This window comes from Micromonospora sp. NPDC049679 (genome assembly GCF_040659735.1).
Classification (GTDB): Bacteria; Actinomycetota; Actinomycetes; order Mycobacteriales; family Micromonosporaceae; genus Micromonospora_I.
The window spans coordinates 15,446-35,869 of the sequence record NZ_JBFANZ010000035.1; the positions used below are offsets into that span (position 1 = coordinate 15,446).

General features: G+C 69.8%; 22 protein-coding genes. 11 read left to right on the top strand and 11 right to left on the bottom strand.

The genetic code is table 11. The annotated features are described in order from the left end of the window. Positions 1-461: 461 nt before the first annotated feature. Positions 462-1,076, top strand: a complete 615-nt coding sequence (locus AB0J06_RS20650; protein WP_357430566.1) for a hypothetical protein — start codon at positions 462-464, stop codon at positions 1,074-1,076. A gap of 31 nt (positions 1,077-1,107) precedes the next feature. Then, entirely contained in the window at positions 1,108-1,686 is a 579-nt protein-coding gene (locus AB0J06_RS20655; protein WP_357430567.1) for a hypothetical protein, read from the top strand. Positions 1,687-1,909: 223 nt separating this feature from the next. Here AB0J06_RS20655 and AB0J06_RS20660 read toward each other — a convergent pair whose 3' ends face one another. The 4 genes from AB0J06_RS20660 to AB0J06_RS20675 all read right to left on the bottom strand — a co-directional run bounded on the left by AB0J06_RS20660 (position 1,910) and on the right by AB0J06_RS20675 (position 4,707). Further along, positions 1,910-2,131, bottom strand: a complete 222-nt coding sequence (locus AB0J06_RS20660; RefSeq protein ID WP_357430568.1) for a hypothetical protein — start codon at positions 2,129-2,131, stop codon at positions 1,910-1,912. A 79-nt stretch (positions 2,132-2,210) separates the two neighbouring features. Continuing rightward, on the bottom strand, positions 2,211-2,786 hold the full coding sequence (locus tag AB0J06_RS20665) for a hemerythrin domain-containing protein (protein WP_357430569.1): 576 nt from the start codon (positions 2,784-2,786) through the stop codon (positions 2,211-2,213). Next, positions 2,783-3,997, bottom strand: coding sequence for a hypothetical protein (locus tag AB0J06_RS20670; RefSeq protein WP_357430570.1), 1,215 nt, complete (start codon positions 3,995-3,997; stop codon positions 2,783-2,785). Before AB0J06_RS20670 ends, AB0J06_RS20665 begins: the two co-directional genes overlap by 4 nt. 275 nt (positions 3,998-4,272) lie before the next feature. Beyond that, positions 4,273-4,707: a PPC domain-containing DNA-binding protein gene (locus AB0J06_RS20675; protein WP_357430571.1), complete on the bottom strand. Its 435-nt coding sequence runs from the start codon at positions 4,705-4,707 to the stop codon at positions 4,273-4,275. 217 nt (positions 4,708-4,924) lie between these two features. Here AB0J06_RS20675 and AB0J06_RS20680 point away from each other — a divergent pair, with 217 nt between their 5' ends. Next, the gene (locus AB0J06_RS20680) at positions 4,925-5,326 is read left to right on the top strand and encodes a ChaB family protein (RefSeq protein ID WP_357430572.1); all 402 of its coding nucleotides are present in this window, start codon (positions 4,925-4,927) and stop codon (positions 5,324-5,326) included. Positions 5,327-5,381: 55 nt separating this feature from the next. Next, positions 5,382-6,248 (top strand): SDR family oxidoreductase, encoded by an 867-nt coding sequence (locus AB0J06_RS20685; protein ID WP_357430573.1) that lies wholly within the window; start codon positions 5,382-5,384, stop codon positions 6,246-6,248. 32 nt (positions 6,249-6,280) lie between these two features. Here the strand turns inward: AB0J06_RS20685 and AB0J06_RS20690 are convergent, their stop codons facing one another. Then, positions 6,281-6,895, bottom strand: coding sequence for a DedA family protein (locus AB0J06_RS20690; RefSeq protein WP_357430574.1), 615 nt, complete (start codon positions 6,893-6,895; stop codon positions 6,281-6,283). Between the two features lie 225 nt (positions 6,896-7,120). Between AB0J06_RS20690 and AB0J06_RS20695 the strand changes: the two genes are divergently transcribed. Beyond that, positions 7,121-7,990: a hypothetical protein gene (locus AB0J06_RS20695; protein WP_357430575.1), complete on the top strand. Its 870-nt coding sequence runs from the start codon at positions 7,121-7,123 to the stop codon at positions 7,988-7,990. Positions 7,991-8,049: 59 nt separating this feature from the next. Here the strand turns inward: AB0J06_RS20695 and AB0J06_RS20700 are convergent, their stop codons facing one another. The 3 genes from AB0J06_RS20700 to AB0J06_RS20710 form a co-directional block, all read right to left on the bottom strand. Beyond that, positions 8,050-8,256: a hypothetical protein gene (locus AB0J06_RS20700; RefSeq protein ID WP_357430576.1), complete on the bottom strand. Its 207-nt coding sequence runs from the start codon at positions 8,254-8,256 to the stop codon at positions 8,050-8,052. A gap of 138 nt (positions 8,257-8,394) precedes the next feature. After that, positions 8,395-10,494 (bottom strand): PQQ-dependent sugar dehydrogenase, encoded by a 2,100-nt coding sequence (locus AB0J06_RS20705; protein WP_357430577.1) that lies wholly within the window; start codon positions 10,492-10,494, stop codon positions 8,395-8,397. A 29-nt stretch (positions 10,495-10,523) separates the two neighbouring features. Beyond that, positions 10,524-11,498 (bottom strand): sugar phosphate isomerase/epimerase, encoded by a 975-nt coding sequence (locus tag AB0J06_RS20710; RefSeq protein WP_357430578.1) that lies wholly within the window; start codon positions 11,496-11,498, stop codon positions 10,524-10,526. A 514-nt stretch (positions 11,499-12,012) separates the two neighbouring features. On the opposite strand from AB0J06_RS20710, the gene AB0J06_RS20715 reads away from it, so the two are divergent. The 3 genes from AB0J06_RS20715 (at position 12,013) to AB0J06_RS20725 (ending at position 13,649) form a co-directional block, all read left to right on the top strand. Then, on the top strand, positions 12,013-12,834 hold the full coding sequence (locus AB0J06_RS20715) for a hypothetical protein (protein WP_357430579.1): 822 nt from the start codon (positions 12,013-12,015) through the stop codon (positions 12,832-12,834). A 31-nt stretch (positions 12,835-12,865) separates the two neighbouring features. Continuing rightward, entirely contained in the window at positions 12,866-13,189 is a 324-nt protein-coding gene (locus AB0J06_RS20720) for a protease inhibitor I42 family protein (protein WP_357430580.1), read from the top strand. A 79-nt stretch (positions 13,190-13,268) separates the two neighbouring features. Then, positions 13,269-13,649, top strand: coding sequence for a DUF6221 family protein (locus AB0J06_RS20725; RefSeq protein WP_357430581.1), 381 nt, complete (start codon positions 13,269-13,271; stop codon positions 13,647-13,649). Positions 13,650-13,721: 72 nt separating this feature from the next. Here the strand turns inward: AB0J06_RS20725 and AB0J06_RS20730 are convergent, their stop codons facing one another. Beyond that, the gene (locus AB0J06_RS20730; RefSeq protein ID WP_357430582.1) at positions 13,722-14,753 is read right to left on the bottom strand and encodes a polysaccharide deacetylase family protein; all 1,032 of its coding nucleotides are present in this window, start codon (positions 14,751-14,753) and stop codon (positions 13,722-13,724) included. Between the two features lie 383 nt (positions 14,754-15,136). Between AB0J06_RS20730 and AB0J06_RS20735 the strand changes: the two genes are divergently transcribed. Both AB0J06_RS20735 and AB0J06_RS20740 read left to right on the top strand, forming a co-directional pair. Continuing rightward, complete coding sequence (locus tag AB0J06_RS20735) at positions 15,137-16,402, top strand: Ig-like domain-containing protein (protein ID WP_357430583.1); 1,266 nt, start codon at positions 15,137-15,139, stop codon at positions 16,400-16,402. Between the two features lie 185 nt (positions 16,403-16,587). Further along, positions 16,588-16,923, top strand: a complete 336-nt coding sequence (locus tag AB0J06_RS20740) for an STAS domain-containing protein (RefSeq protein ID WP_357430584.1) — start codon at positions 16,588-16,590, stop codon at positions 16,921-16,923. A 66-nt stretch (positions 16,924-16,989) separates the two neighbouring features. Here the strand turns inward: AB0J06_RS20740 and AB0J06_RS20745 are convergent, their stop codons facing one another. Continuing rightward, positions 16,990-17,436 carry a MarR family transcriptional regulator gene (locus AB0J06_RS20745; protein ID WP_357430601.1) on the bottom strand — a complete coding sequence of 149 codons (447 nt, stop codon included), beginning with the start codon at positions 17,434-17,436 and terminating at the stop codon, positions 16,990-16,992. A 106-nt stretch (positions 17,437-17,542) separates the two neighbouring features. On the opposite strand from AB0J06_RS20745, the gene AB0J06_RS20750 reads away from it, so the two are divergent. Continuing rightward, positions 17,543-17,821: a hypothetical protein gene (locus AB0J06_RS20750; RefSeq protein ID WP_357430585.1), complete on the top strand. Its 279-nt coding sequence runs from the start codon at positions 17,543-17,545 to the stop codon at positions 17,819-17,821. Between the two features lie 56 nt (positions 17,822-17,877). Here the strand turns inward: AB0J06_RS20750 and AB0J06_RS20755 are convergent, their stop codons facing one another. Next, complete coding sequence (locus AB0J06_RS20755) at positions 17,878-20,247, bottom strand: transglycosylase domain-containing protein (protein WP_357430586.1); 2,370 nt, start codon at positions 20,245-20,247, stop codon at positions 17,878-17,880. Positions 20,248-20,424: the final 177 nt, after the last annotated feature.

The window sequence follows — 20,424 nt, forward strand, 5'->3', positions numbered from 1 at the left end:
ATGCGGCCGCGGTTGGTCGCATCAAAGACGGTCCGTTCGTGCTTCCGCCCCTGCTTGGATCGTGGTCTCGCCCAGTTCAGCCACGGCGGTTGTCCCGTGCCGCCGAGCTGGCACTGTCGTGGCTATGACCACGCCCGCGACGGTGATTACCACGGTCCTGGCGGCGGTCTGCGATGCGACTCCATCGTCGGCGGAACGACCGGATGTGTATTACCCGACTTCCGCCCAGATCTGGAATTGACCCAGGCCGCCCATGGCGCGTCTGCGACCATGGTGCTGACCAAACCGGCATAGCAGTATCAGCAGGGGCTGGTGGCACACCCACCAGCCCCTGTCGCTGATCAGTTGCGCTGCGGATGCTCGCCGGCTGCACCGCCGCACCTTCCACCCCTGGACCGTCCGCCCTGCCGTCCGCGTCATCTTCCGCAGAAAGCGCCACGGGGGCGTCGCCCGCGACGAGCGTGTCCGCCAACCGGCCCGCGGGTACCCCAGCGGCGGCCGCCACACGCACCGAGGCGAAGCGCTCCACCCGCCCTGCACCGACGTCCACCGACCAAGCGACCACCCCACCGGAGCGTGACACCACGCCGAAAGGACCGGCTTCGGTCACCGAGGTCCGCGAGCTCGCCGACTGGATTCTGACCAGCCAGCTGGGTGACGGGGCGATCGCGCACCACGCCGACCGGCAGCGAGTCTGGTCGTACCTGGCCAACTTCGCCGCGATCGGGCTCGTCGACGCCTCAACCGTCACTGGTGAGGCCAAGTACCAAGACGCAGCGTGGCGGTGGCTGTCCTGGTACGGCAAGCACCAGGACGCGGACGGCTTCGTCACCGACTACGTCATCAACGCAGACGGAACGGTGACCTCGACCGGTGACATGGACTCGACCGACGCGTACGCCGGCACGTTCCTGCTCTCCGCGCACCGCATCGTGGAAGCCAACCCCAGTGGATCACCGTGTGGTGCCCCTTCGACGTCCCGGCGCGGGTTGAGGATGTACCGTCCAGCTCCACGTCGCACCGACGCTGCCTTCGCAGCGCGACCGCATCCTCGCGCCCGGCGGTCAGGCGCTTGAGCGGGGCGGAGCCGTCCGGTCAGGAGAGCAGATGGGTTACCGGGATGAAGTCACGCGACGGCTCCGGCGCGCGTACCGCACGGGCCTTTTCGGGGTCGTCTTCGTTGTGCTGCTCCTGGGCGGCGTGGCGGCGGTTGTGCTGAAGAAGAATCCCCTGTGGTGCACCGCTCCCCAGCACCAGAGCGACCTGTTGACAGCCTATGGGTCGGATCCGCTGTACAACGTCGCGCCGCCCGGAGGCAGGCTCGTGGAAGAGTCGAAAGCGGTGGGAGCGTGCCGCCCGCCCGCCGTCGGCAAGGAAGTCCGGGGCCCGTATGACGGAGTGAGCCTTCATCGACGGTACGAAACCGAGCGTCTGCTGTCCCTGCGGGAGGTTTCCGACCTCTATGGGCCCGTAGCGCGGTCCGACGGTTGGCGGCTGATCGCAACGCCGCAGTTACCGACGGAAGGTGCCTTCCGGTTCTGCAAGCCGACGCCAGCATCCGTAGCCGAGCTGCAGGTGTCGGTGTGGCGTGGCAATCCGGCCGGCCTCTCCGTTGTGATGTCGACTGATCTGGAACACACGACGTCCTGCCCCGACCCGGTTGACGCCCTGTCTTTCGGGGGCTGACCGTCATCGACCCTCGGCTCGGCGCAGGACGCCCGGGTCGCGGCGCCCCCGTCCCGTCGCCGTGGCGGTGACGGCGCGGCCACGTCGACGATCGTGGTCGTTTGCTGACCCGGTAAGGACGGTAAGCGGGCACGATCGACAGGGGCGGGCGAGGTAGGGGGGGCGGGAGACGCATCGCCGTCGGCAGAGCTGCGGCCACCCGCCCGGCCGGCTCAGCTGATCGTCAGGCAGTCTCGGTCTGCAACCGCTTCTTCAGCATCTGCTTGCCCTGATCGCCGGCCTTCTGGCTGTTCTGTTGGATCTTTCGGAACCATTCGGCGAGCTCGGCGTCGCCCTCCTGCTCGGCGTCCTTGATGTAGTTCTCCATCCGCCAGGCGTTTTCCAACGACAGCTGCAGAATGCTGACGAGGTCATAGTTCTTGTCCTTCACCGGGCTCTGTGGCATCGCCTACCTCCGGAACGTGTCGCTGTCGAGCCAGGGGTGCCCGCAAACGACGCGCTTACGCATGGCCGTGCTCCGGAACTCAGCTCTGCATGGCTTCCCGGATCGCGTTCCGGACCTTGTCGATCACCGCGCTGCGCGGGCCGGGCGGCTCCTTCGGCGGCGCGGCGCCGGGCATCGGTCGCGGGGGAGCCGCCGTCTCTGCGGCCCGCACCGCCGTGGCCAGCGCGGCGAGCTGCTCCTGCGGCCGTGCCGCCCGCAACTGCATGAACTCCCACCGTTCCTCGCGCCGGGCGTGCTGCAGCACCGCCATGCGGAGAACATCGAACTGCGCATCGAATTGCGGCGACTCGGTTCCGAGCTCCATCAGCTCGATCAGCAGCTTGTTGGCCTCGCGCTCCTCGTCGAGTCGCGCCTCGGTCACGTCGGGCCCGGCGTCGATGCTGGTCTTCGCCAGCGGATGCACGATCTCCTCCTCGGCCGTCTCATGGACGGCGAGCAGGTGGACGAGGTCCTCGAAGGCGGTGCGCTTCGCGTCGCCCCGTGCGGAGCGGACCGTGCGGAACAACTCCTCGATCTGCGCGTGCTGGGCCAGCAGGAGGTCGACCACGTCGACGCCACCGACCCGCAGAATCTTCCCGCTCCCGCTGCCGGTCATCGCGCCTCACCCGCCGGAGCGCGGAACCTCTCGTCGGGGTGCGGCCCCTCGGTCTCGATCCGGTACTCGCCGCCGAATCGCGCGCGGTGCATGTCCATCGCCCGCTCGCTCGGCGGCTCCTCGCCGCCGTGGATCTGCTCCTGGAATTTCTTGAAGCGCTCATGCGCGTCGCGCACATACCCGGAGCCGAGGGTTGTGACATCGATCTCGGTGGTGAGCAGTTGCCGAAGGTATTCCTTGTTGGGCTCGAACTTCAGCGGCTTCGGCAGTTCCTTGCCCACGATCTCCTCCGGCTCCCGCCCGTCGAGGCGGCGCATCAGGTCGCAGGCCACCCGCAGGTGCTCCAGCTCCATGTTCAGGTGCAGCTCCCAGATCGCCTTCACCCGCGGATCCGGCTCCTGCGTCATGAACGAGTGGTAGAGGTAGACCTCGTTGTATTCGTGCAGGACCAGCCGCTCCCACCAGGTCTCGCGCGGGTCGCACAACGACTCGTAGTGCGTGACGTGCTCCTGTTCGATCAGGCAGATCTCCTGGTAGAGCTGGCGCGCGATCGGCTCCATGTACTGCGGGCCGACGTTCATGTAGAAGTTCATGGTCTGCTGCTCGGCGGAGAGCACGGTGAGTGTGTGCAGTTTCGACAGCGGGTGGGTCGTGGTCTTGTCGTACGGGTCGCGCACGTTGTCGGCGGGGTGCCGGTGGTGCATCTTCGTCGGCCGTCCCGGCATCACCTCGGTCAGCCGGTCGACGATCTTCTCCGCCTTGCGCCGCTCGACCATCTCGAACAGGTTGGCGTACCGGTAGAGGTGGTCGAAGTCCTCCAGTACGCCAAAGTCGTAGGCCTGCTTGAGGTAGGGATCGGGTTCGTTGCGCGCCACCCAGGCGGTGAGGTCGACCGCCACCTGCTCGTACGCGATCGTGGTTTCCAGCACGCTGGCGATCGGCGGCAGCAGCCAGTTGACCACCTTCTGCTGTTGCGCCTCGATGTAGCGGATGTAGGCGAGCTGCCGCTTCAGTTCGACGTCCTGGCAGAACCGGTCGAGATGATGGCCGAAGAAGATCGACTCGACCTCGATGCCGTTCATCACGATCGCCCGGCACTGCGTGTACGGGTCCACCTCGTCGGGATCCAGCGGTGCCACGTCGAGCTCGCGCCAGTTGCGTAGTTGCTTATCGAGTGGGATGCCGCGTTCGGTCAGTGGATTGAAGGTCATTTTCCCCCCGTGAACGTGATTCATGCTGGTCCGGGGGTGGTGTCCTGAATCGGGATGTCGAGAAGCAGCCTATGTCTGTTTGGCATTCTTCGAACCGGAACGACCGATCCCGCGGAGGGCCGCCGCGACGTTTAGCGCGGCGGTGACGGGGAAGCGGCCCATATGAACAGGGCATCGCCGGACGCGCCCGAGGTAGGCACAGGCAAGCCGGACCCGGCGCGGATCCGGCTGCCCGCCATACATCCGCGGCAGGCCGTCGTCGAACCGTCGCAGCACTAGTCCAGGGTCAGCAGCGGCAGCCCGGTCTCCGGATCGATGCGCTTGGCGAGTTCGGCCGCCACGGCTGTGATGATCACTTCCAGCGTCGGCCAGACGGTGCCCCGCAGGAGATGACCGCCGACGGTGGAGCCGTCCGCGCGCCCGAGCACCGCGTGCAGGTGCGGCTCGGGCGCCCCGCCGCGGGTCGCGATGTCACCGATCAGTGACAGCACCTCCACCTGCTCGCCGACCGGGATGCGCCGGTACGAGCGCTCCTGCCGGTCGAACCAGCCCAGCTCGGCGTCGGAGAAGGCCCCCACGGCGGTCACCTGCGCCGCGCCCATGTCGTGGTCGCGCACCGCATCGGTGATGCTCCGCACCGCCTCGTCGCCCTTGCCGCAGACGACGACCAGAACCCGCCGGTCACCGGTGCCGATCTCGCTGCTGCGCATGCTGTTCTCCCCGCTGACGCCGCGAACGCACGACCGGTGTCATCCTCCGCGACAAGCGCTCGGGAGGGACGCGATCCGAGATTTCTGTTCTTCCTCACCCGGCGTCCCGTCCCGGCGGGAATCGCCACCGGCGGCCCGAAGAGCGGAGCCTGTCCTGTTTGTATGCGTCGCGGCCGGGGAACGATCGCGCCGGTAAGGGCAACCGGAGGAGGAGACGATGCCCGCTCGCAACGAGATGCCCAGCACGCTGAAGCGCTCGCCGAAGAAGGCGCAGGACACCTGGGCCAAGGCGCACGACTCGGCGGTCGACACGTACGGCGAGGGGGAGCGGGCGCACCGCACCGCCTTCTCCGCCGTCAAGCACTCGTTCGAGAAGGTCGGTGACCGCTGGGAGGCCAAGGGCAGGAAGGGGCCCAGTGACGCCCAGGCGGCCCGCAGCCGGAAGGCCAAGCCGACCAGGACGGCGGGCGGCGTGGACGCCAACGCCACCAAGGATCACCTGATGGACGTGGCGAAGAGGCTGGATATCCGGGGGCGCTCCCGGATGACCAAGCCGGAGCTGGTCGAGGCCATCCAGAAGGCCAACAACAGCAGCACCCGCAAGGCCCGCGGCGGGTGACTCCGCCGGCACCGAAGCTGGTTTGCCGCTTTCGCGCCCAGGGTACCGGCGCGACATGAGTTCACCGGAGCAGATGCCGCTGCCGGCGGAGCAGGAGCAGCCGTATCCGGGCGACAGCCGCGAGATGCGGCCGCGTCCGCGCGACGAGATGACCGAGTACGTCGGCCGCGGTCTGCTCGACGGGCGGCGGGCGTTGGTGACCGGTGGCGACTCCGGCATTGGACGGGCGGTCGCCGTCGCCTTCGCCAAGGAGGGGGCGGACGTCGCGATCGCGTACCTCTGCGAGCACGACGACGCGCGCCACACCGCGGCGCTCGTCGAGGCCGCCGGCCGGCGCTGCGTGCTGATCCCCGGCGACCTCGCCGACGCCGCCCAGTGTGAGGAGGCGGTGTCGCGGACGGCACGCGAGCTCGGCGGGCTCGACCTGCTCGTCAATAACGTGGCCTACCAGCAGAACGCCGACTCGCTGGAGGAGATCTCCGACGAGCAGTGGTTGCACACCTTCGACGTCAACATCCACAGCTTCTTCCGGGTCACCAGGGCGGCCCTGAAACACCTGCCCGAGCACTCCGCGATCATCAACACCGCGTCGATCAACGGGCTGAAGGGCAACAACCACCTGATCGACTACTCGGCGACCAAGGGCGCTGTCATCGCCTTCACCTACTCGCTGGCCCAGTCGCTGCTCAAGCGCAAGATCCGGGTCAACTGCGTCGCGCCCGGTCCGGTCTGGACCCCACTCATCCCGGCCACCTTCCCGGCGGACAAGGTGAAGGGCTTCGGCGATCATGTGCCGATGAAGCGTCCCGCCCAGCCCGACGAGATCGCCCCGTCGTACGTCTTCTTCGCCAGCGACCAACTCTCCTCGTACTACACCGGCGAGGTGCTCGCCCCGATCGGCGGCCTCACGCTGCCCGGGTGAGGGTCCGCCGGCGCGGGTTGGACGAGCGTCGCTCACTCCTCATCGCGGCGCTGGCGACGCGCGCGGATCCGCCACAGCACCAGCGCGACGACGGCGATCGTGACGACCACGATCGCCGTACCACGCCCAAGGTAGGGCTCGACCGTCCGGTACGAGCGGCCGGCCAGGTAGCCGGCGAGCACGCAGGCGGCCCCCCAGACGAGACCGCCGGCCACGTTGTAGACCAGGAACCGTCGGTACCGCATTCCCGCCGCGCCGGCGAGGGCAGGCATGACGGCCCGGAAGAACGCGGTGAACCGACCGAGGAACACGGCGCCGCCGCCCCGCCGCGCGAGAAACTCCCTCGCCCGGTCCAGGCGGTGCTGATGGCGCCGTAGCGGCCGGCTCCGCAGCACGCGCGGCCCGAACCGTTTGCCCACCTCGTACCCGACGGTGTCACCGATGATCGCCGCCGCCACGACGAGCGCGATCATCACCGGCAGCGACACGTGACCGAGACTGGCCGCTACCCCGCCGACGATCGCGGCCGTCTCGCCGGGCAGCACGAACCCGACAAAGAGCGCGTCCTCGACGAAGACCACCAGCGTGACCAGCACGTAGACGAGCGTTCCCGGCAGGTTCAGCAACCGGTCGAGAAGGTCCCTCATGGTCCCGGTCGCGCGACACGGAGGGACAGCGTCGGCGGGCGCCGTCCCGGCCTGCCCGCCGCCACCTCGTCGATCTCCGAGCAGTACACACCCCTTGTTCTACTCCGGTGGCCGTCATCATGACCGCTGGGTCGCGAGATGCCCGGCCCGAAAGGTGAGCAGGTCCGCCTCCGATCGGCACGATGTCCGGTGTCGGCCGAGCCGACCGTATGGGAGAGTCCCGGAATGGGAGGCGACCCGCGGGAGCTGACCCGCACCATGTGGACACTGTTCGAGCCGGTGCACGCGGTGACCTATTTCGCGCCGCAGGCCAGGGCCGCGTTCGAAGCGGCCGGACTGCGCGGATTCTGGCGCGGCTACTTCGCCGGGCGGGCGGCGCCGTTCGGCGCGGTCGGGGCCGGCCCGGTGTACGCCACGTTCTTCGGCTTCAGCGACGCCATGGTGCGCCGGGCGTTGCCCGATGTGTGGACGCGCGCCGACCCTGCGGCCGCGTTGACCGCGCGGTGCGAGGGCGCCCGTCAGGCCCTGTCGGCGGTGCTCGGGGACGTTCCGCCGGAGGCGGTCGTGGAGACGGCGACGCTGCTGCGTACTGCGGCGTCCACTGTCGACGTCGCCGGGCGGGCACTCGCCGCGGCGAACGCGGACCTGCCCTGGCCGGAAGACGCGCTCGATGTGCTGTGGCAGGCGGCCACGGTGCTGCGCGAGCACCGTGGCGACGGGCACGTGGCCGCTCTGCTGGTCGCCGGGCTGGACGGGATCGAGACTCAGGTGTGGCGCGCCGCGCTCGACGGCACGCGGGAGGTGCTGCAGCCGGCCCGTGGCTGGTCCGATGAGGAGTGGGCGGCGGCGGCCGCGCGGTTGACCGCGCGGGGGTGGCTGCGCCCCGACGGAGTGGCCGCCGACGCCGCGTACGCGGCACGGGATGAGATCGAGCACACGACCGACGCGCTCGCGTCCGCACCGTGGCGGTGGCTGGGAACAGAGCGCACCGCACGCCTGGCGGCCCTGTTGACACCGATCGCCGCGGCGGCCCGTGCCTACCTCCCGGACAAGACCCCGATCGGGCTACCGCCGTCGCCGACGGCCGACAACTGATCGAGGGGGCGCGGCCCGGTGGTACGGGCGCCGGTAGGTGCCCGTACCACCGGAAGTCATCAGTCCGCCAGCGTCACGATGGACTGCGCCCAGCGGAAGTACTTGTTGGTGCCGAGGTCGCGGACCGTCTTGATGTTGAACGCCTTGAGCAGCAGCTCGGCGTCGCTCTCCGAGACACCCTGGATCGCGGTGACCGGCGCGGCCGCCAGATCCTGCGCGCTCTTGCCTTCCCATTCCTTCGACAGCTTCGCTTCGAGCCCCAGCATCTGCACTCCCTTCGACGTCCGGCACCACGCCGGACCGTTGCGAAGACTATCCGAAATGGACGCTGAGTGGCGGTCGCCGGCTGACATACGCGGAACCGGGGCCCGCGGTGTGCGGGCCCCGGTCATCCGTACCGCGGACTATCCGGCCGTCGGTTCGAGGACCACGGTCGCGGTGCCGGTCTGCGGCGGCACCCCGGGCTCGGTCGGCGCGTCGGTGTACTCGGCGACGAAGACCGCGACGAGGTTGTCCGCCCCGCCGTGGCCGCCGTCCACCGACGTCGTGATGGTGCCGGTGCAGCCGGTCGCCGACGAGATCGGATGCCCGTGCTGGTCATGCCCGAGGATGTAGGTCACCTTGACCCGCGCGCAGTCGACGGGCGTGTCGTCGACGACGTTGACCTCGAACGCCACCTGCTGGCCGAACTGGAACGGCTGACCCGTCACCGGCTTCACGAACGAGACGGTCGGCGCCCCCGGCCCGACGTGGAACTTCAGTGACGCGGCGGCGGAGCGACCGGTGACGTCGGTGACCTTCAGCGTCGGCAGGTACGAGCCGTTGGCGGTGTACGTGAAGGTCGGGTTCGGCGCCCTCGAGTCCACCTTGCCGTCGGCGTCGAAGTCCCAGGCGTAGCTGAGCGAGTCGCCGTCGGGATCGACCGTGCCGACACTGGAGAACGAGACGGTCAGCGGCGCCTGCCCGGCTCCCGGGTTGGCGCTGATCTTCGGGATGGGGGTGCGGTTGCCGCGGACGAAGTCGATCCGGGAAAGCTGCGCGTCCGGGTTCTCGGCGAAGTAGCCGTCGCCGTACTCCAGCACGTAGAGCGCCCCGTCCGGACCGAACTCCATGTCCATCGGGTTGTCCACCACGATCGAGGGCACCACCGGCCGGATGTCGCGCACCTGGTCGCGCCGGTCGAGGCGGAACTCCTTGATGTAGTCGCGCGTCCACTCGTAGAACAGAGGCACGCCGTCGTAGTAGGCGGGCCACTTCGTAGCGGACGGGTTGTTCTGGTCGAACACGTAGGCGGGGCCGGCCATCGGGCCGATGCCACCGGTGCCGAGCCCCGGGAATTGCTCCGAGGGCCCGTACGGGTACCAGACCTCGGGCTGTTCGACGCGCGGCAGCCGCTTCAGACCGGTGTTGTGCGGCGAGTCGTTGATCGGGCTGCGGCAGTCGAAGGCCGCGCCGGACTGGCCCGTGGCGAAGTCGTAGTCGACGTACGGCATGTCCGGGGTGACGCAGTACGGCCAGCCGTAGTTGGCCGGGCGGTCGATCACCATCCACCGACCGTGTCCGGCCGGCCCGCGGTCGGGCTTCGCGGTGGACGCGTCGGGGGAGTAGTCGGCCATGTAGACGTCGTTGGAGCGCCGGTCGACGGCGAACCGGAACGGGTTGCGCAGCCCCATCGCGTAGATCTCCGGCCGCGTCTTCGCCTTGCCCGGCGCGAAGAGGTTGCCGGCCGGGACGGTGTAGCCGCCGCCCGGCTTGACCCGGATGCGCAGCAGTTTGCCGCGCAGGTCGTTGGTGTTGCCCGAGCTGCGCTGGGCGTCGAACGCCGGGTTGCGGTCGGCCCGCTCGTCGATCGGCACGTAGCCGTCGGAGAAGAACGGGTTGCTGTCGTCGCCGGTGGAGAGGAAGAGGTTGCCCTGGCCGTCGAAGTCGATCTGGCCGCCGACGTGACAGCAGATGCCCCGGTCCACGGGTACGTCGATGATGCGTTGTTCGGTGTCGAGCTTCAGGGTGGCGCCGCTGAGCTTGAACCGGGACAGCCGGAGGAATCCGCGGAAGCGCTGCCAGTCCGCCTCCGTCCCGACGAACGGCGCGTCGCCCTCGTTGACGTCCGGCGTCGCCGGGTTGTCGACGGGGGTGTTGAGCGGCGGGGAGTAGTAGAGGTAGACCCAGTGGTTGCGGGTGAAGTCGGGGTCGATCGCGATGCCCTGCAGCCCCTCCTCGTCGTGCTGGTAGACGGGGACGCGGGCGGCGATCGTGTTGAGGCCGGTACGTGGATCGTGGATGCGGACCTCGCCGGTGCGCGCGGTGTGCAGCACCCGCCGGTCCGGCAGGACGGCGAGGCTGACCGGCTCGCCGGGGAAGTCGTTGAGCGTGACCTTCTGGAAGCTGGTGTCGGCCGGTGGCGCGGCCGCGTCGGCGGCGGGCGCGGCCGTCGCAGACGACGACGGCGCGGTGAGCCCGCCGAGTACCAGTGCCATGCAGGCCAGGAGTGCGGCCCTTCTCATCTGTGGATACCTCCGGTGGTCGATGAACGTCAGAAGCGAAGGGACGTGAGATAGTCGAAGCCGACGCGCGCGGTGCTGAGCGCGTCGGCGGGTTTGCGCGGTGGGGTGCCGGCGTCATCGCGCTCGACGATGTACTCCTCCAGCCCGGCGGCCTTCGCCTCGGCGAAGATGCGGCCGAAGTCGATGACGCCGCGGCCGGGGTCCTCGAAGCTGCCGCCGACGCTGAGGTCCTTGACGTGCACCTGGCGGATCCGCCCGCGGTGCTCGTGGATCAGGTCGACGGGATCGTGCGCGCCACGGAACGCCCAGAACAGATCGACCTCGAGGTGCACCAGCCGCGGGTCGGTCTCCGCGGTCAGGATGTCGAAGCCGGTGCGCCGCTCGCCGGTCATCCGGACGAACTCCAGCTGGTGGTTGTGGTAGCCGAACTCCAACCCCGCGCGGCGGGCCAGCAGCCCGGCGCGGTTGAGGTCGCGGGCGAAGGCCCGGTAGCGGGCGGGGTCGCGGATCGGCTCGCCGGTCGCGAAGTCGAGACCGAAGAACGGATGCACGAGGTAGCGGCAGCCGACGGTGTGTGCGTCGGCGAGCGCTGCCTGCCAGGTCGCGTCGTCGAACGGCTGCGGGATGCCGACGTGGCCGGAGGTGGCGCGCAGGCCGGCCGCGTCGAGCGCGGCGCGGAACTGGGTGGCGCTGCGGCCGACGAAGCCGGCGTGTTCGACGCGGGTGTAGCCGGTCCGGCGCAGCGCCGCGAGGGTGCCGGGGAGGTCGAGCGCGAGTTGGTCGCGCAGGGTGTAGAGCTGGATGCTGATTCTGTCCACGGGCACGCGCCGACGGGCGGCGTCCCGGTGGTCCGTGCCGGCCGGCTGCGCCCGGGCGGCGCCGGGCAGCAGTTGGGTGGCGCCGATCGCGGCGGCGCCGACGGTCGCGGCGCGCAGCACGCCGCGGCGGCTGACCGGCTGGGTCACGGGCTCGGGGGTTTGGTCGTCGTGTTCGTGGAGCTCCATGATGGGCTGACTCCTTAGCGACGGGACAGGTTGTTGTCGCACGGCGGGGACGAGCGGCCGCGGCGGTAGCTGAGCCGTTTCGGCAGGGGATCACCGGGTGCGCCGATGCCCGCGGAGGGGGTGCGCGCGGGGCTCCGTCGCCCAGGTGATGTCACTGCGGGGACACTTTGATGTGAACGAAGCGGAAGTTTTGACCTGACGACAAAAGATCGGGTGATGTAAACGCTTCTATGGCCGTAGTCAGGTTACGCGCTCTTGTCAGTCGTGAAAAGACCTTGTTTCGTCGTACGAAAGTGGCGCGCTTCAGAGTCGAAAGCTGGGCCCGTGCCGCGTAGTTGACCTGTGGCGGTGCACGCCAGCGGCGTGAAAGAACTCGCGAGCCGGACGGCGTGCGGTAGAACTGGAGAAATCTCCGCACGTTGTGGTGACAACGGCCAGGCGGGGCGCCGTGTCGCGGGGCAGAGTGGATTCCCGAGGAGTCGCTGTGCCCGTGTGACGCGTGGGGGAGGGCCCGATGGAACAGGATCGACGGCGGGCGGTGGACCCGCCTGCGCGCAGCGCGAGCGAGACAATCGGACGACACCTGCTGGGCCGGCTCTACCAGCCGGACCCCCGCGACTGGAGCCTCCCGCAGCTCCTGGAGATCGCCGACCCGCCCGAGTCGATACGCCAGAAGACCGTCGATCAGGTGATCCGGGAGACCAGCTACTTCTCCGACTGGCGGTCGTACCTCGTCTTCTGGCGCTGGCTGAACCGGCAACGCGAGCCGGTCGCGCCGCGCGACGCCGCCCCGGCATGGGAGCTGAACGTCCAGCTGGACCAGGGGCAGACCGGTCACTGCGTGGGGTTCGGCTGGTCGGGTTGGGTGGACGCGACGCCGGTGGCGGGCACCTACCAGAACACCGACGCCCACGCCGTCTACTACGAGTGCAAGGTGATCGACGGGGAGCCGCGCGCCGAGAACGGGTCGACGGTGCGTTCGGGCGCCCTGGCGATGCGCGCGCGGGGCCGGCTGGCGGCGTTCGCGTTCGCCCGGAGCACCGCGGAGATCGACCAGTGGGTCAACACCCAGGGCTCGCTGGTGATCGGCACGACCTGGACCGATGACATGTTCGCCCCCGACGCCACCGGATACGTCAAGCCGACCGGTGCGGCCGCGGGTGGCCACTGCTATCTGATGCTGGACCGCCTCGACGCCGAGGACGCCTACCTCTTCCAGAACTCTTGGGGCTCCGGATGGGGGCTCGACGGACGGTTCAAGATGAAGCGGGCCGACTTCGACGGCCTTCTGCAGGATCGCGGAGAGGCGTGCTGCGCGGCCGAGTTGCCGCACTAGGACATGCCCGAGAGACCGGACCGGGGGACAGGTGGCGCGGATCAACCTGGGCAGGGCGGACGGCGGTCGTGTCCACCCGGCCTCGGCTGGCGACGTGGTGGTCGTCCGGCTGGACGAGACACCCACCTCCGGCTACCGCTGGCAGATCGAGGAGTTCGACCCGGAGGTGCTCACCCCGGCCGGGGAGGAGTCCCTCGCGCCGGGCGCGGGGATCGGGGGTCGGGGCGTACGGGAGCTGCGGTTCACCGTGGTCGCGCCGGGAGCGAGCCGGCTGACGCTGGCGTTGCGGCGGGCGTGGGAGGGGGCCGGATCGGCGGTGGAACGGTTCGAGGCGACGATCGACGCGACCTCGTGAATGCGGTTCCACGCCGCCGCGTGGCACGGCAGGCAGGCGCTCGACTGGCCGCGCCCCGACGGGAGAGTGAAGATGGGGCATGGGCAATGGCCTGTTGCTCTTTCTCCGGGCTCGCCTCGACGAAGACGAGTTCATCGCCCGCGCGGCTGGAGGGCCGAGCGGCCGGTACGTCATCTGGGACGTGGACCCGTGGTACGACGGCAGCGGCGACCGGTGCGATCTGCGCGTCCGGGGGTCCGGGGTGCTCAGCGGCCCGACGGGGATGGCCGCCGCGGTCGTCGAGCACGTGGCGCGCCATGACCCGGTCCGGGTGCTGCGCGAGGTGCGGGCGAAACGGGCGATCCTGGAGCTGATCGAGCAGCACGGCACGGGGGTGGTTCCGCGCGGCGAGTCCATCCTGCGGCAGTTGGCGCTCCCCTACACCGACCATCCCGACTTCCGCCGGGACTGGCAGGGGTGATCATCGCCGACGGTGCGGGGGCTGCCCCGTCGGGCACCCCCGCACGCGGTCGCCGGCGCGCGGTAGCCCCGGTCAATTCCGTTGGTCGCCGGAGATGGACGACGCCGGCAGATCACGGCCCGGCGGTGCTGAAACGGGGCTGGACGGGATCGCCGGTTCGGGGCCGTCGGGGAGGTAGTCCGCCAACAGCGCGGGGGTCAGACCCGCGTCGTGGATGGCCTGGAGCGCGGCGAGGAAGTCGGCCACGAACGCCGGTCGGAAGTGCATGAGGATGATGTCTCCGCACTGCACCTTGCGCCCCACCTGATAGCGGACCACCCCGTTGTTGACCGTCTCCTTCCAGAAGAACGCCGCGCGCATCCCGCAGTCGCGCACCGCGCGCAGCGTCGTGGGGTCCTGCTCGCCGAAGGGGGGCCGGAACAGCACCGGACGTCGCCCGTACATCGCGCCCAACCGGTCCGCCGACCCGCAGATCTCCCGGCGCTGGAAGTCGTACGACCTGCCCCTGAGGTTGGGGTGGCTGATCGTGTGGGCTTCGATCACCGCGCCGGCCGCCTGCAGTCGGGCGAAGTGGCCGGGGTCGTCCTGGATCGCGTTGACGGTCAGGAAGAGGGTGACCGGCACCTGTGCCGCCCGGATGAGCGCGAACGCCTGGGGATGCTTCACCCAGCCGTCGTCGATGGTGATGAACGCGACCGGCTGGGTTGTTGGAATGTGGGTCAGCCAGGGCGCCGACGCGCCGGCCGGCAGGGTGATCGGCTGTGGCGGCGGTGCCGCCGGAAACGTCGGGATGCGGGCCAGGATGTCGCGCGACGGTCCGGCGTCGGCGGGCCGGGGCGAGGGGCCGTCGGGCAGCCCCTCCTCCAACGGGGTGGCGCCGGAGTCGTCACCGGGGACGCCGCGGGAATTGCCCGGCCCACCCGGGGACGACGGGGCGGCAGGAGTGGCGGAGGGCGCACCACCACGCGAGTGCGGCGCGGCCGGGCTGGCGCCACCGGCCAGCGCGCCGGCGATCACCACGGTGATGACGGCGGCGAGGCGACGGAACCGGGTCGGGGTGGCCGTGGGCCGGGGGTGCCGCGGCCGGAGGTGGCGGAGAAGCACCGGGCGAGCGTAGCGATCGACGCCGCGTCCGGAGTGCCCGCGTGACGCGCAGAGCGCCACCGCGACTCCCCGTGCGCGCGGCGTCACGGGTGGGTGCGGCTCCCGCCGCCGGGCCGCGCGCGCGGCAACGATCCACGGTCCGTCCACTGTAGGTGAAAGGAGGTGGTGCCCAACCACTCGACGGCCGTGGGTCCCCGATCGGCGGCGCCGGATCGACCGGGCGGGTCCGCATGCGCGTCGGTCGGCGGAAACCGTTGGCAGCAAAGGCTTCTATGTCTCGGCGATCGGGCCGAATCTCGCCAGAACCTACTCGCCGGAACCCGTCACACGATCTCGCGGGGCCGGAGAAGATGTGGCGGGGGTCGGGGAGAGAGGTGGGGATCGTGAAGGGAAGGCGTACAGGGCTGTGCCTGGTGATCACCGCGGCTGCGCCGCTGGTTCTGGTCGGGTGCACCGGCAAACCGGAGAATAAGGAGGCGGTGCCGCCGGCGCCGACGGTGGCGATCACGCCGGCGACGGACAGCAGGAACGTGCCGGTCAGCGCCGAGATCGGGGCGACGGTGACGGGAGGGAAGATCACCGAGGTCACGTTGACCGACGCCGCGGGCGCCAAGGTCGGCGGCGCGATGCGCGCGGACGGCTCGACGTGGCTGCCGGATGCGGCGCTGAAGCACAAACAGTCTTACACCGCGCGGGTGACGGCGGTGAGCGACAAGGGGCGGACGACGACGCAGACGGCGAGCTTCACCACGATGAGCAAGCCGGCCAAGCAGAACGAGACCACGCTCTACTTCACCACGGGCCGCACGTACGGGGTCGCCATGCCGGTCACGATCAGCTTCGAGCACGCCGTGTCGAAGGAGACGCGCGCCGCCGTGCAGCGACGGCTCTTCGTCACCACCGATCCTCCGCAGCCCGGGGTGTGGCACTGGGACGAGGACGGCAAGCAGGTCTACTACCGGGCGGCGGAGTTCTGGCAGCCGGGCACGAAGATCAACGTTCGGGCGGCGCTCGGCGGGCTGCCGATCGGCGACAGGTACGGCGACACCGATCACGGCGAGTCGGCGAAGATCGGCAACAAGGTCACCGTTGAGATCGACAATGCGACCAAGCAGATGTCGGTCTTCAAGGACGGCAAGCTCGCCAGGAAGATCCCGGTGAGCATGGGCAAGTCGAGCACACCGACGTCGAGCGGCAAGATGGTGATCATGGAGAAGTTTGACCGCACCACCTTCGACACCAGAGGTGACCCGAACGGCGGCTACGTGGTTGACGTGGATGACGCCCAGCGGCTGACCTGGGGTGGGGAGTTCATCCACTCGGCGCCGTGGTCCGTCGGCGACCAGGGCTACCGCAACGTGTCACACGGGTGCACGAACGTCTCTCCGGCGAACGCCAACTGGCTCATGCAGGTCACGCACGTCGGTGATCTGGTGACGATCCGCGGCACCGAGGTCAAGCTGGACCGCGGTAACGGCTGGACCGCCTGGGACATGAGTTGGGCCGAGTACGTCAAGGGCAGTGCCCTGCCGGTGCCCGAGGAACTGAAGTCGCCGGCACAGCCGGCGCCGCCGGCGGCCGCTACGCCGACCCCGGCGTTGCCGACCCCCGTCGCCGCGGACCCCGCGGCGAACCCGGACGGTGAGTGACGACAGTTGCCCGTGAAGGGCGAGGCGCCCCGACGGTCTCCCGTCGGGGTGCCTCGGTATCCGCCCCTGCGGGTTCGGCCGAAATGCTGAGAAAGCGGGCGGCCGGGAGGACGATGGCACACGGGGCCGGAGCGGGTCGCTGCGGCACACCGGACAATCCCGTGGATGACGGGTCGGAAGGTCAGATGAAGTTATCGGTCACGAAGCACCCGGTCAACGACGGCGTCGTACGGTTGGCGGTCGACGGCGAGCTGGAGCGGTCTACTGTGGACCTGCTGATCGCCGCTGTCGAACGGGCCATCACCGTCGACCATGTCGCCGAACTGGTCCTCGATCTCGACGGCGTGACGTTGTTGGACGCCGTCGGCATGGACACGCTGGTGACGGTGACGGACGCCGCCGCCGCCGAGGGCGTCAGCGTGGTGGTGATCGGGCCACCGCGCCGCGTGCCGCGGGCACTCGAGTTGAGTGACATCCTGGGCTCGCTGACGCAGCCGCAGCCGTGGGCGGGGCGGTCCTAGACACGTCCGGACGGGCGGACGTCGCCGCGATGCCCGCCGCGCGCAGCGCAGGCGTGCGGTCGGGCGTCAGGACGGCTGAGCGGCGGCGATGACCCGGGTCAGCGCAGCGTGCAGGTCACGCAGGTCGTCCAGGCTCATCCCGAGGCGCTCGACGACGGCCCCGGGCACGGCTTCGGCCCGCGCACGCAGCGCCGCGCCGGCCGCGGTCAGGGTCACGGCCAGCACCCGCTCGTCCGTGCGGTCTCGTTCGCGCCGCACGTGTCCGGCCGCCTCCAGGCGCTTGAGCAGCGGAGACAGGGTGCCCGGATCGAGCTGCAGCAGCGCGCTGAGCTCCTTGACGGAGCGGGGCGCGTGCTGCCACAGCGCCAGCATGACCAGGTACTGCGGGTGGGTGAGCCCCATGGGCTCCAGCAGCGGACGGTAGAGCGCCACCACGCCGCGGGATGCCACGGAGAGGGCGAAGCAGACCTGCCGCTCCAACGCCAGCGGATCGCTGACGACGCCCTCGCTGATGGCTCCCACGTCACCCAACGCGACCTCCCGTTCTCCCGTGCATCATACTTCTCTTGGTGTACAAACTATTTGTGTGTCGGCAACGATGAGGACGGGAGTGACTCGGATGAACGGGTCGGATCAGCCAGCGCCGGAGAAGCCGGTGAAGCGGGACCGGCTGTTCGAGGTCCTGTTCAAGTTCCTCGGCCCTCCCACGGTGGACAACGCCGTGCAGGGCACCAGCGCCGCGGCCCGTGACGGATGGAAGCGGGACCTGGAGGCGCGCAAGCGCTACAGCGAGGAGCAGCGCCGCAAGAAGCGCGAGGCGCGCGAGCGGCGCAAGCGCCGCGACGCCGTCCGCGACCCCTTCGCGATGCCCGAGCAGCCGCCCCGGTCCTTCGAATAGCCCGCTCTGCGGCTCACCCGGTCACCCCGGGGCGGGCTCGACCCGCCACGACGCCGCTATCGGCGTACGTCCTTCGGGTTCGGACCGATCACCCGCATCACGACCACCCCGCCCGCGACCGTGTGGCCGCTGGGTTCGGTGCCCGCGACCGTGTCCTTCGGGCAGCGCGACTCGACCGGCCGGGCGTCCACCTCCACGAGGAATCCGGCCCCCTTCAGCATTATCGTGGCCTCGGCGACGCTCTTGCAGGACACGTCCGGAACGGGGACCTGCTCGCCGTACGCCAGCCGGTTTTCCGGAGTGCTGAAGTCCTGCTTCTTCTTCCCCTTCATCGCGTCGGCGAGGGTCCGGTAGACCGCCGGGTTGACGATCTTGTGGCTCATCTCCGCCCTGCTGTCCGGCCAGTCCGGGTCGGCGAGGATGCCGGCGACGGCGAGCGACCGGGTGGTCGCCACCAGCGTCGCCGTGCGGTGGTTGTCCGTCGTGCCGGTCTTGCCGGCGATCGGATGGCCGACGGCGCGGCGTGCTTCGGGCTCCGTGGCCCCACGGCACTCGCCGAAGGCGGACTGGTCACCGACGGGGCAACGGGCCGCGTCCACCGCGGCGCGCGCCACCTCCGGCGAGATCGCCTGCTCGCACCGCGTCTCGGCGACGGCGAGCTGCGTGCCGGTCTGGTCCCGGACCTCCTGCACCGGCGTCGGATCGCAGAACCTGCCGTCCGCGGCGAGCGTCGCGTACGCGTTGGCGACCTCCAGCGGCGTGGTGGCCGAGACACCGAGGGTGAACGCACCCCAGCCGTTCGCGGTCGCCCGGTCGCTGGCGATGTCGGCCTCGTGCGGCGCGCGGAACGTGATGCCGAGCCGGCGCGCCACGTCAACCGCGTTCTCCGCGCCGACCCGTTCCTCCAACGGGACGAAGTACGTGTTGACCGAGCCGCCGAAGGCCGTCCAGGCGTTATGGACGCCGGCCATGGCGTCGTTGTCGTTGCGCGGACAGTAGCGCTGACTGCGTGGGCAGGCGGACGTGCCGGAGGCGCCGACGTACTTGGACTGGTAGACCGTCGGCGCGTTGATGGTGTAGTCGAGGGGATAGTCCTGCTGCAGCGCCGCGATCAACGTGAAGATCTTGAAAGTCGAGCCCGCCTGGTAACCGAGGATGTCGCCGCCGCCGGTCAGAATCGGGTTCGTGGTGTTGGGATAGCTGCCCCGGATCCCCTTCGCGGCCTTGGCCGGGTCGGAGGAGAGCCGGTTGTGCGGCTCGGTGGGGTCGTCGAGCGCGAAGGTGCGGTTGGCGGCGAGCGCCCGCACCCGCCCACTGCCGGGTTCGACGGCCGCCACCATCAGGGCGTTGGGGCTGTCGTCGCGGATCCGTTTGCTCACGTTGCGCCGCGCCGCGCTCTGCGTGCCGGGGTCGAGCGTGGTGACCACGCGGTACCCGCCCCCCTTGAGCCGTCGCTCACGGTCGTAATCGGTGACCCCGAACGTGGCCTGCCCCATCCACCACCGGTAGAAGTAGTCGCAGAAGAAACCCCAGTCGTTGAAGCGGGCCGCCACGCATCCGTTGGGCGGCTGCACGCCCTTGACCCGCAGCGTGACCGTCTGGGCGGCCACCGCCTCCTCCGTCGTGATCGACCCGGTCTCCCGCATCTGCTGGAGCACCCAGTTGCGTCGGTCCAGCGTGGCGCGGGCCCCCGCCTCGGTCAGCGGGTTGAAGTCGGACGGCGACTTCACCAATCCCGCGATCATGGCGGCCTCGTCGACGGTGAGGTCGCGCGGATGCTTGTTGAAGTAGAGCTGGCTGGCCGCGTAGACGCCGTAGGCGCCGTTACCGAAGGGCGCCATGTTCAGGTATCGCTCGAGAATCTCGTCCTTGGAGAATCTCTTCTCCACCTGGATCGCCAGCCGCGCCTCGCGCACCTTGCGTCCGCCCGTGTCCTCGCTCGCCGCGACGACGGCGGCGGGATCGGTCGCCGCGTAGGTGATCGACATCCGGACGAACTGCATGGTGAGGGTGGACGCGCCCTGCTGGAACTGGCCGGATTTGTTGGCGACGAAAGCCCGTGCGATGCCCTTGGCGTCGATGCCGTTGTGGCGGTAGAAGTCGTGGTCCTCGGCCGCGATCATCGCGTCGCGCATCGTCGGGGCAATGTCGGTGATCGTCACGTCGCGCCGGTTCTCGTCCGCGAAGCGGGCCAGTAGCGTCTTGCCGTCCGAGGCGTACACCTCGGACGCCTGCGGCGCCTGCTTGGTGATCAGCTCGCTGGGCAACGCCTCGAAGGTCTCCGCGCCGGCCTTCGCCGCGAGACCGGAGACCGCCGCGATGGGGAACGCCGCCGCCGCGACCGCGACCCCCGCTAGAGCCCCGCAGAACAGCAGCGAGGTGAGTCTTCTGGACCTGATCGAATCATCATGGGGTACCGGTGTCACGTCACTGCTCAACGCGACACGCCGGTGTCAGTTCCGCGTTAACTGCGGTATTTCCTGATAAAGACCGGCTGATCCGCCAACCTCTCATGGCCAGATCCGTCAATCCTCCCAATCCGGACGTGGGTCGCGTCGCCGCCGCATGATCCGCACGCATCGATCAATTTATTTAAGACTATT

Bases quoted from the DNA above. Each gene is read 5' to 3' on its own strand.
- AB0J06_RS20660 (WP_357430568.1), bottom strand. From the start codon at position 2,131: ATGCCACAGAGCCCGGTGAAGGACAAGAACTATGACCTCGTCAGCATT.
- AB0J06_RS20685 (WP_357430573.1), top strand. From the start codon at position 5,382: ATGAGTTCACCGGAGCAGATGCCGCTGCCGGCGGAGCAGGAGCAGCCG.
- AB0J06_RS20675 (WP_357430571.1), bottom strand. From the start codon at position 4,707: ATGCGCAGCAGCGAGATCGGCACCGGTGACCGGCGGGTTCTGGTCGTC.
- AB0J06_RS20700 (WP_357430576.1), bottom strand. From the start codon at position 8,256: ATGCTGGGGCTCGAAGCGAAGCTGTCGAAGGAATGGGAAGGCAAGAGC.
- AB0J06_RS20690 (WP_357430574.1), bottom strand. From the start codon at position 6,895: ATGAGGGACCTTCTCGACCGGTTGCTGAACCTGCCGGGAACGCTCGTC.
- AB0J06_RS20655 (WP_357430567.1), top strand. From the start codon at position 1,108: ATGGGTTACCGGGATGAAGTCACGCGACGGCTCCGGCGCGCGTACCGC.
- AB0J06_RS20695 (WP_357430575.1), top strand. From the start codon at position 7,121: ATGGGAGGCGACCCGCGGGAGCTGACCCGCACCATGTGGACACTGTTC.
- AB0J06_RS20725 (WP_357430581.1), top strand. From the start codon at position 13,269: ATGGGCAATGGCCTGTTGCTCTTTCTCCGGGCTCGCCTCGACGAAGAC.
- AB0J06_RS20740 (WP_357430584.1), top strand. From the start codon at position 16,588: ATGAAGTTATCGGTCACGAAGCACCCGGTCAACGACGGCGTCGTACGG.
- AB0J06_RS20670 (WP_357430570.1), bottom strand. From the start codon at position 3,997: ATGACCTTCAATCCACTGACCGAACGCGGCATCCCACTCGATAAGCAA.
- AB0J06_RS20750 (WP_357430585.1), top strand. From the start codon at position 17,543: ATGAACGGGTCGGATCAGCCAGCGCCGGAGAAGCCGGTGAAGCGGGAC.
- AB0J06_RS20710 (WP_357430578.1), bottom strand. From the start codon at position 11,498: ATGGAGCTCCACGAACACGACGACCAAACCCCCGAGCCCGTGACCCAG.
- AB0J06_RS20665 (WP_357430569.1), bottom strand. From the start codon at position 2,786: ATGACCGGCAGCGGGAGCGGGAAGATTCTGCGGGTCGGTGGCGTCGAC.
- AB0J06_RS20705 (WP_357430577.1), bottom strand. From the start codon at position 10,494: ATGAGAAGGGCCGCACTCCTGGCCTGCATGGCACTGGTACTCGGCGGG.
- AB0J06_RS20715 (WP_357430579.1), top strand. From the start codon at position 12,013: ATGGAACAGGATCGACGGCGGGCGGTGGACCCGCCTGCGCGCAGCGCG.
- AB0J06_RS20680 (WP_357430572.1), top strand. From the start codon at position 4,925: ATGCCCGCTCGCAACGAGATGCCCAGCACGCTGAAGCGCTCGCCGAAG.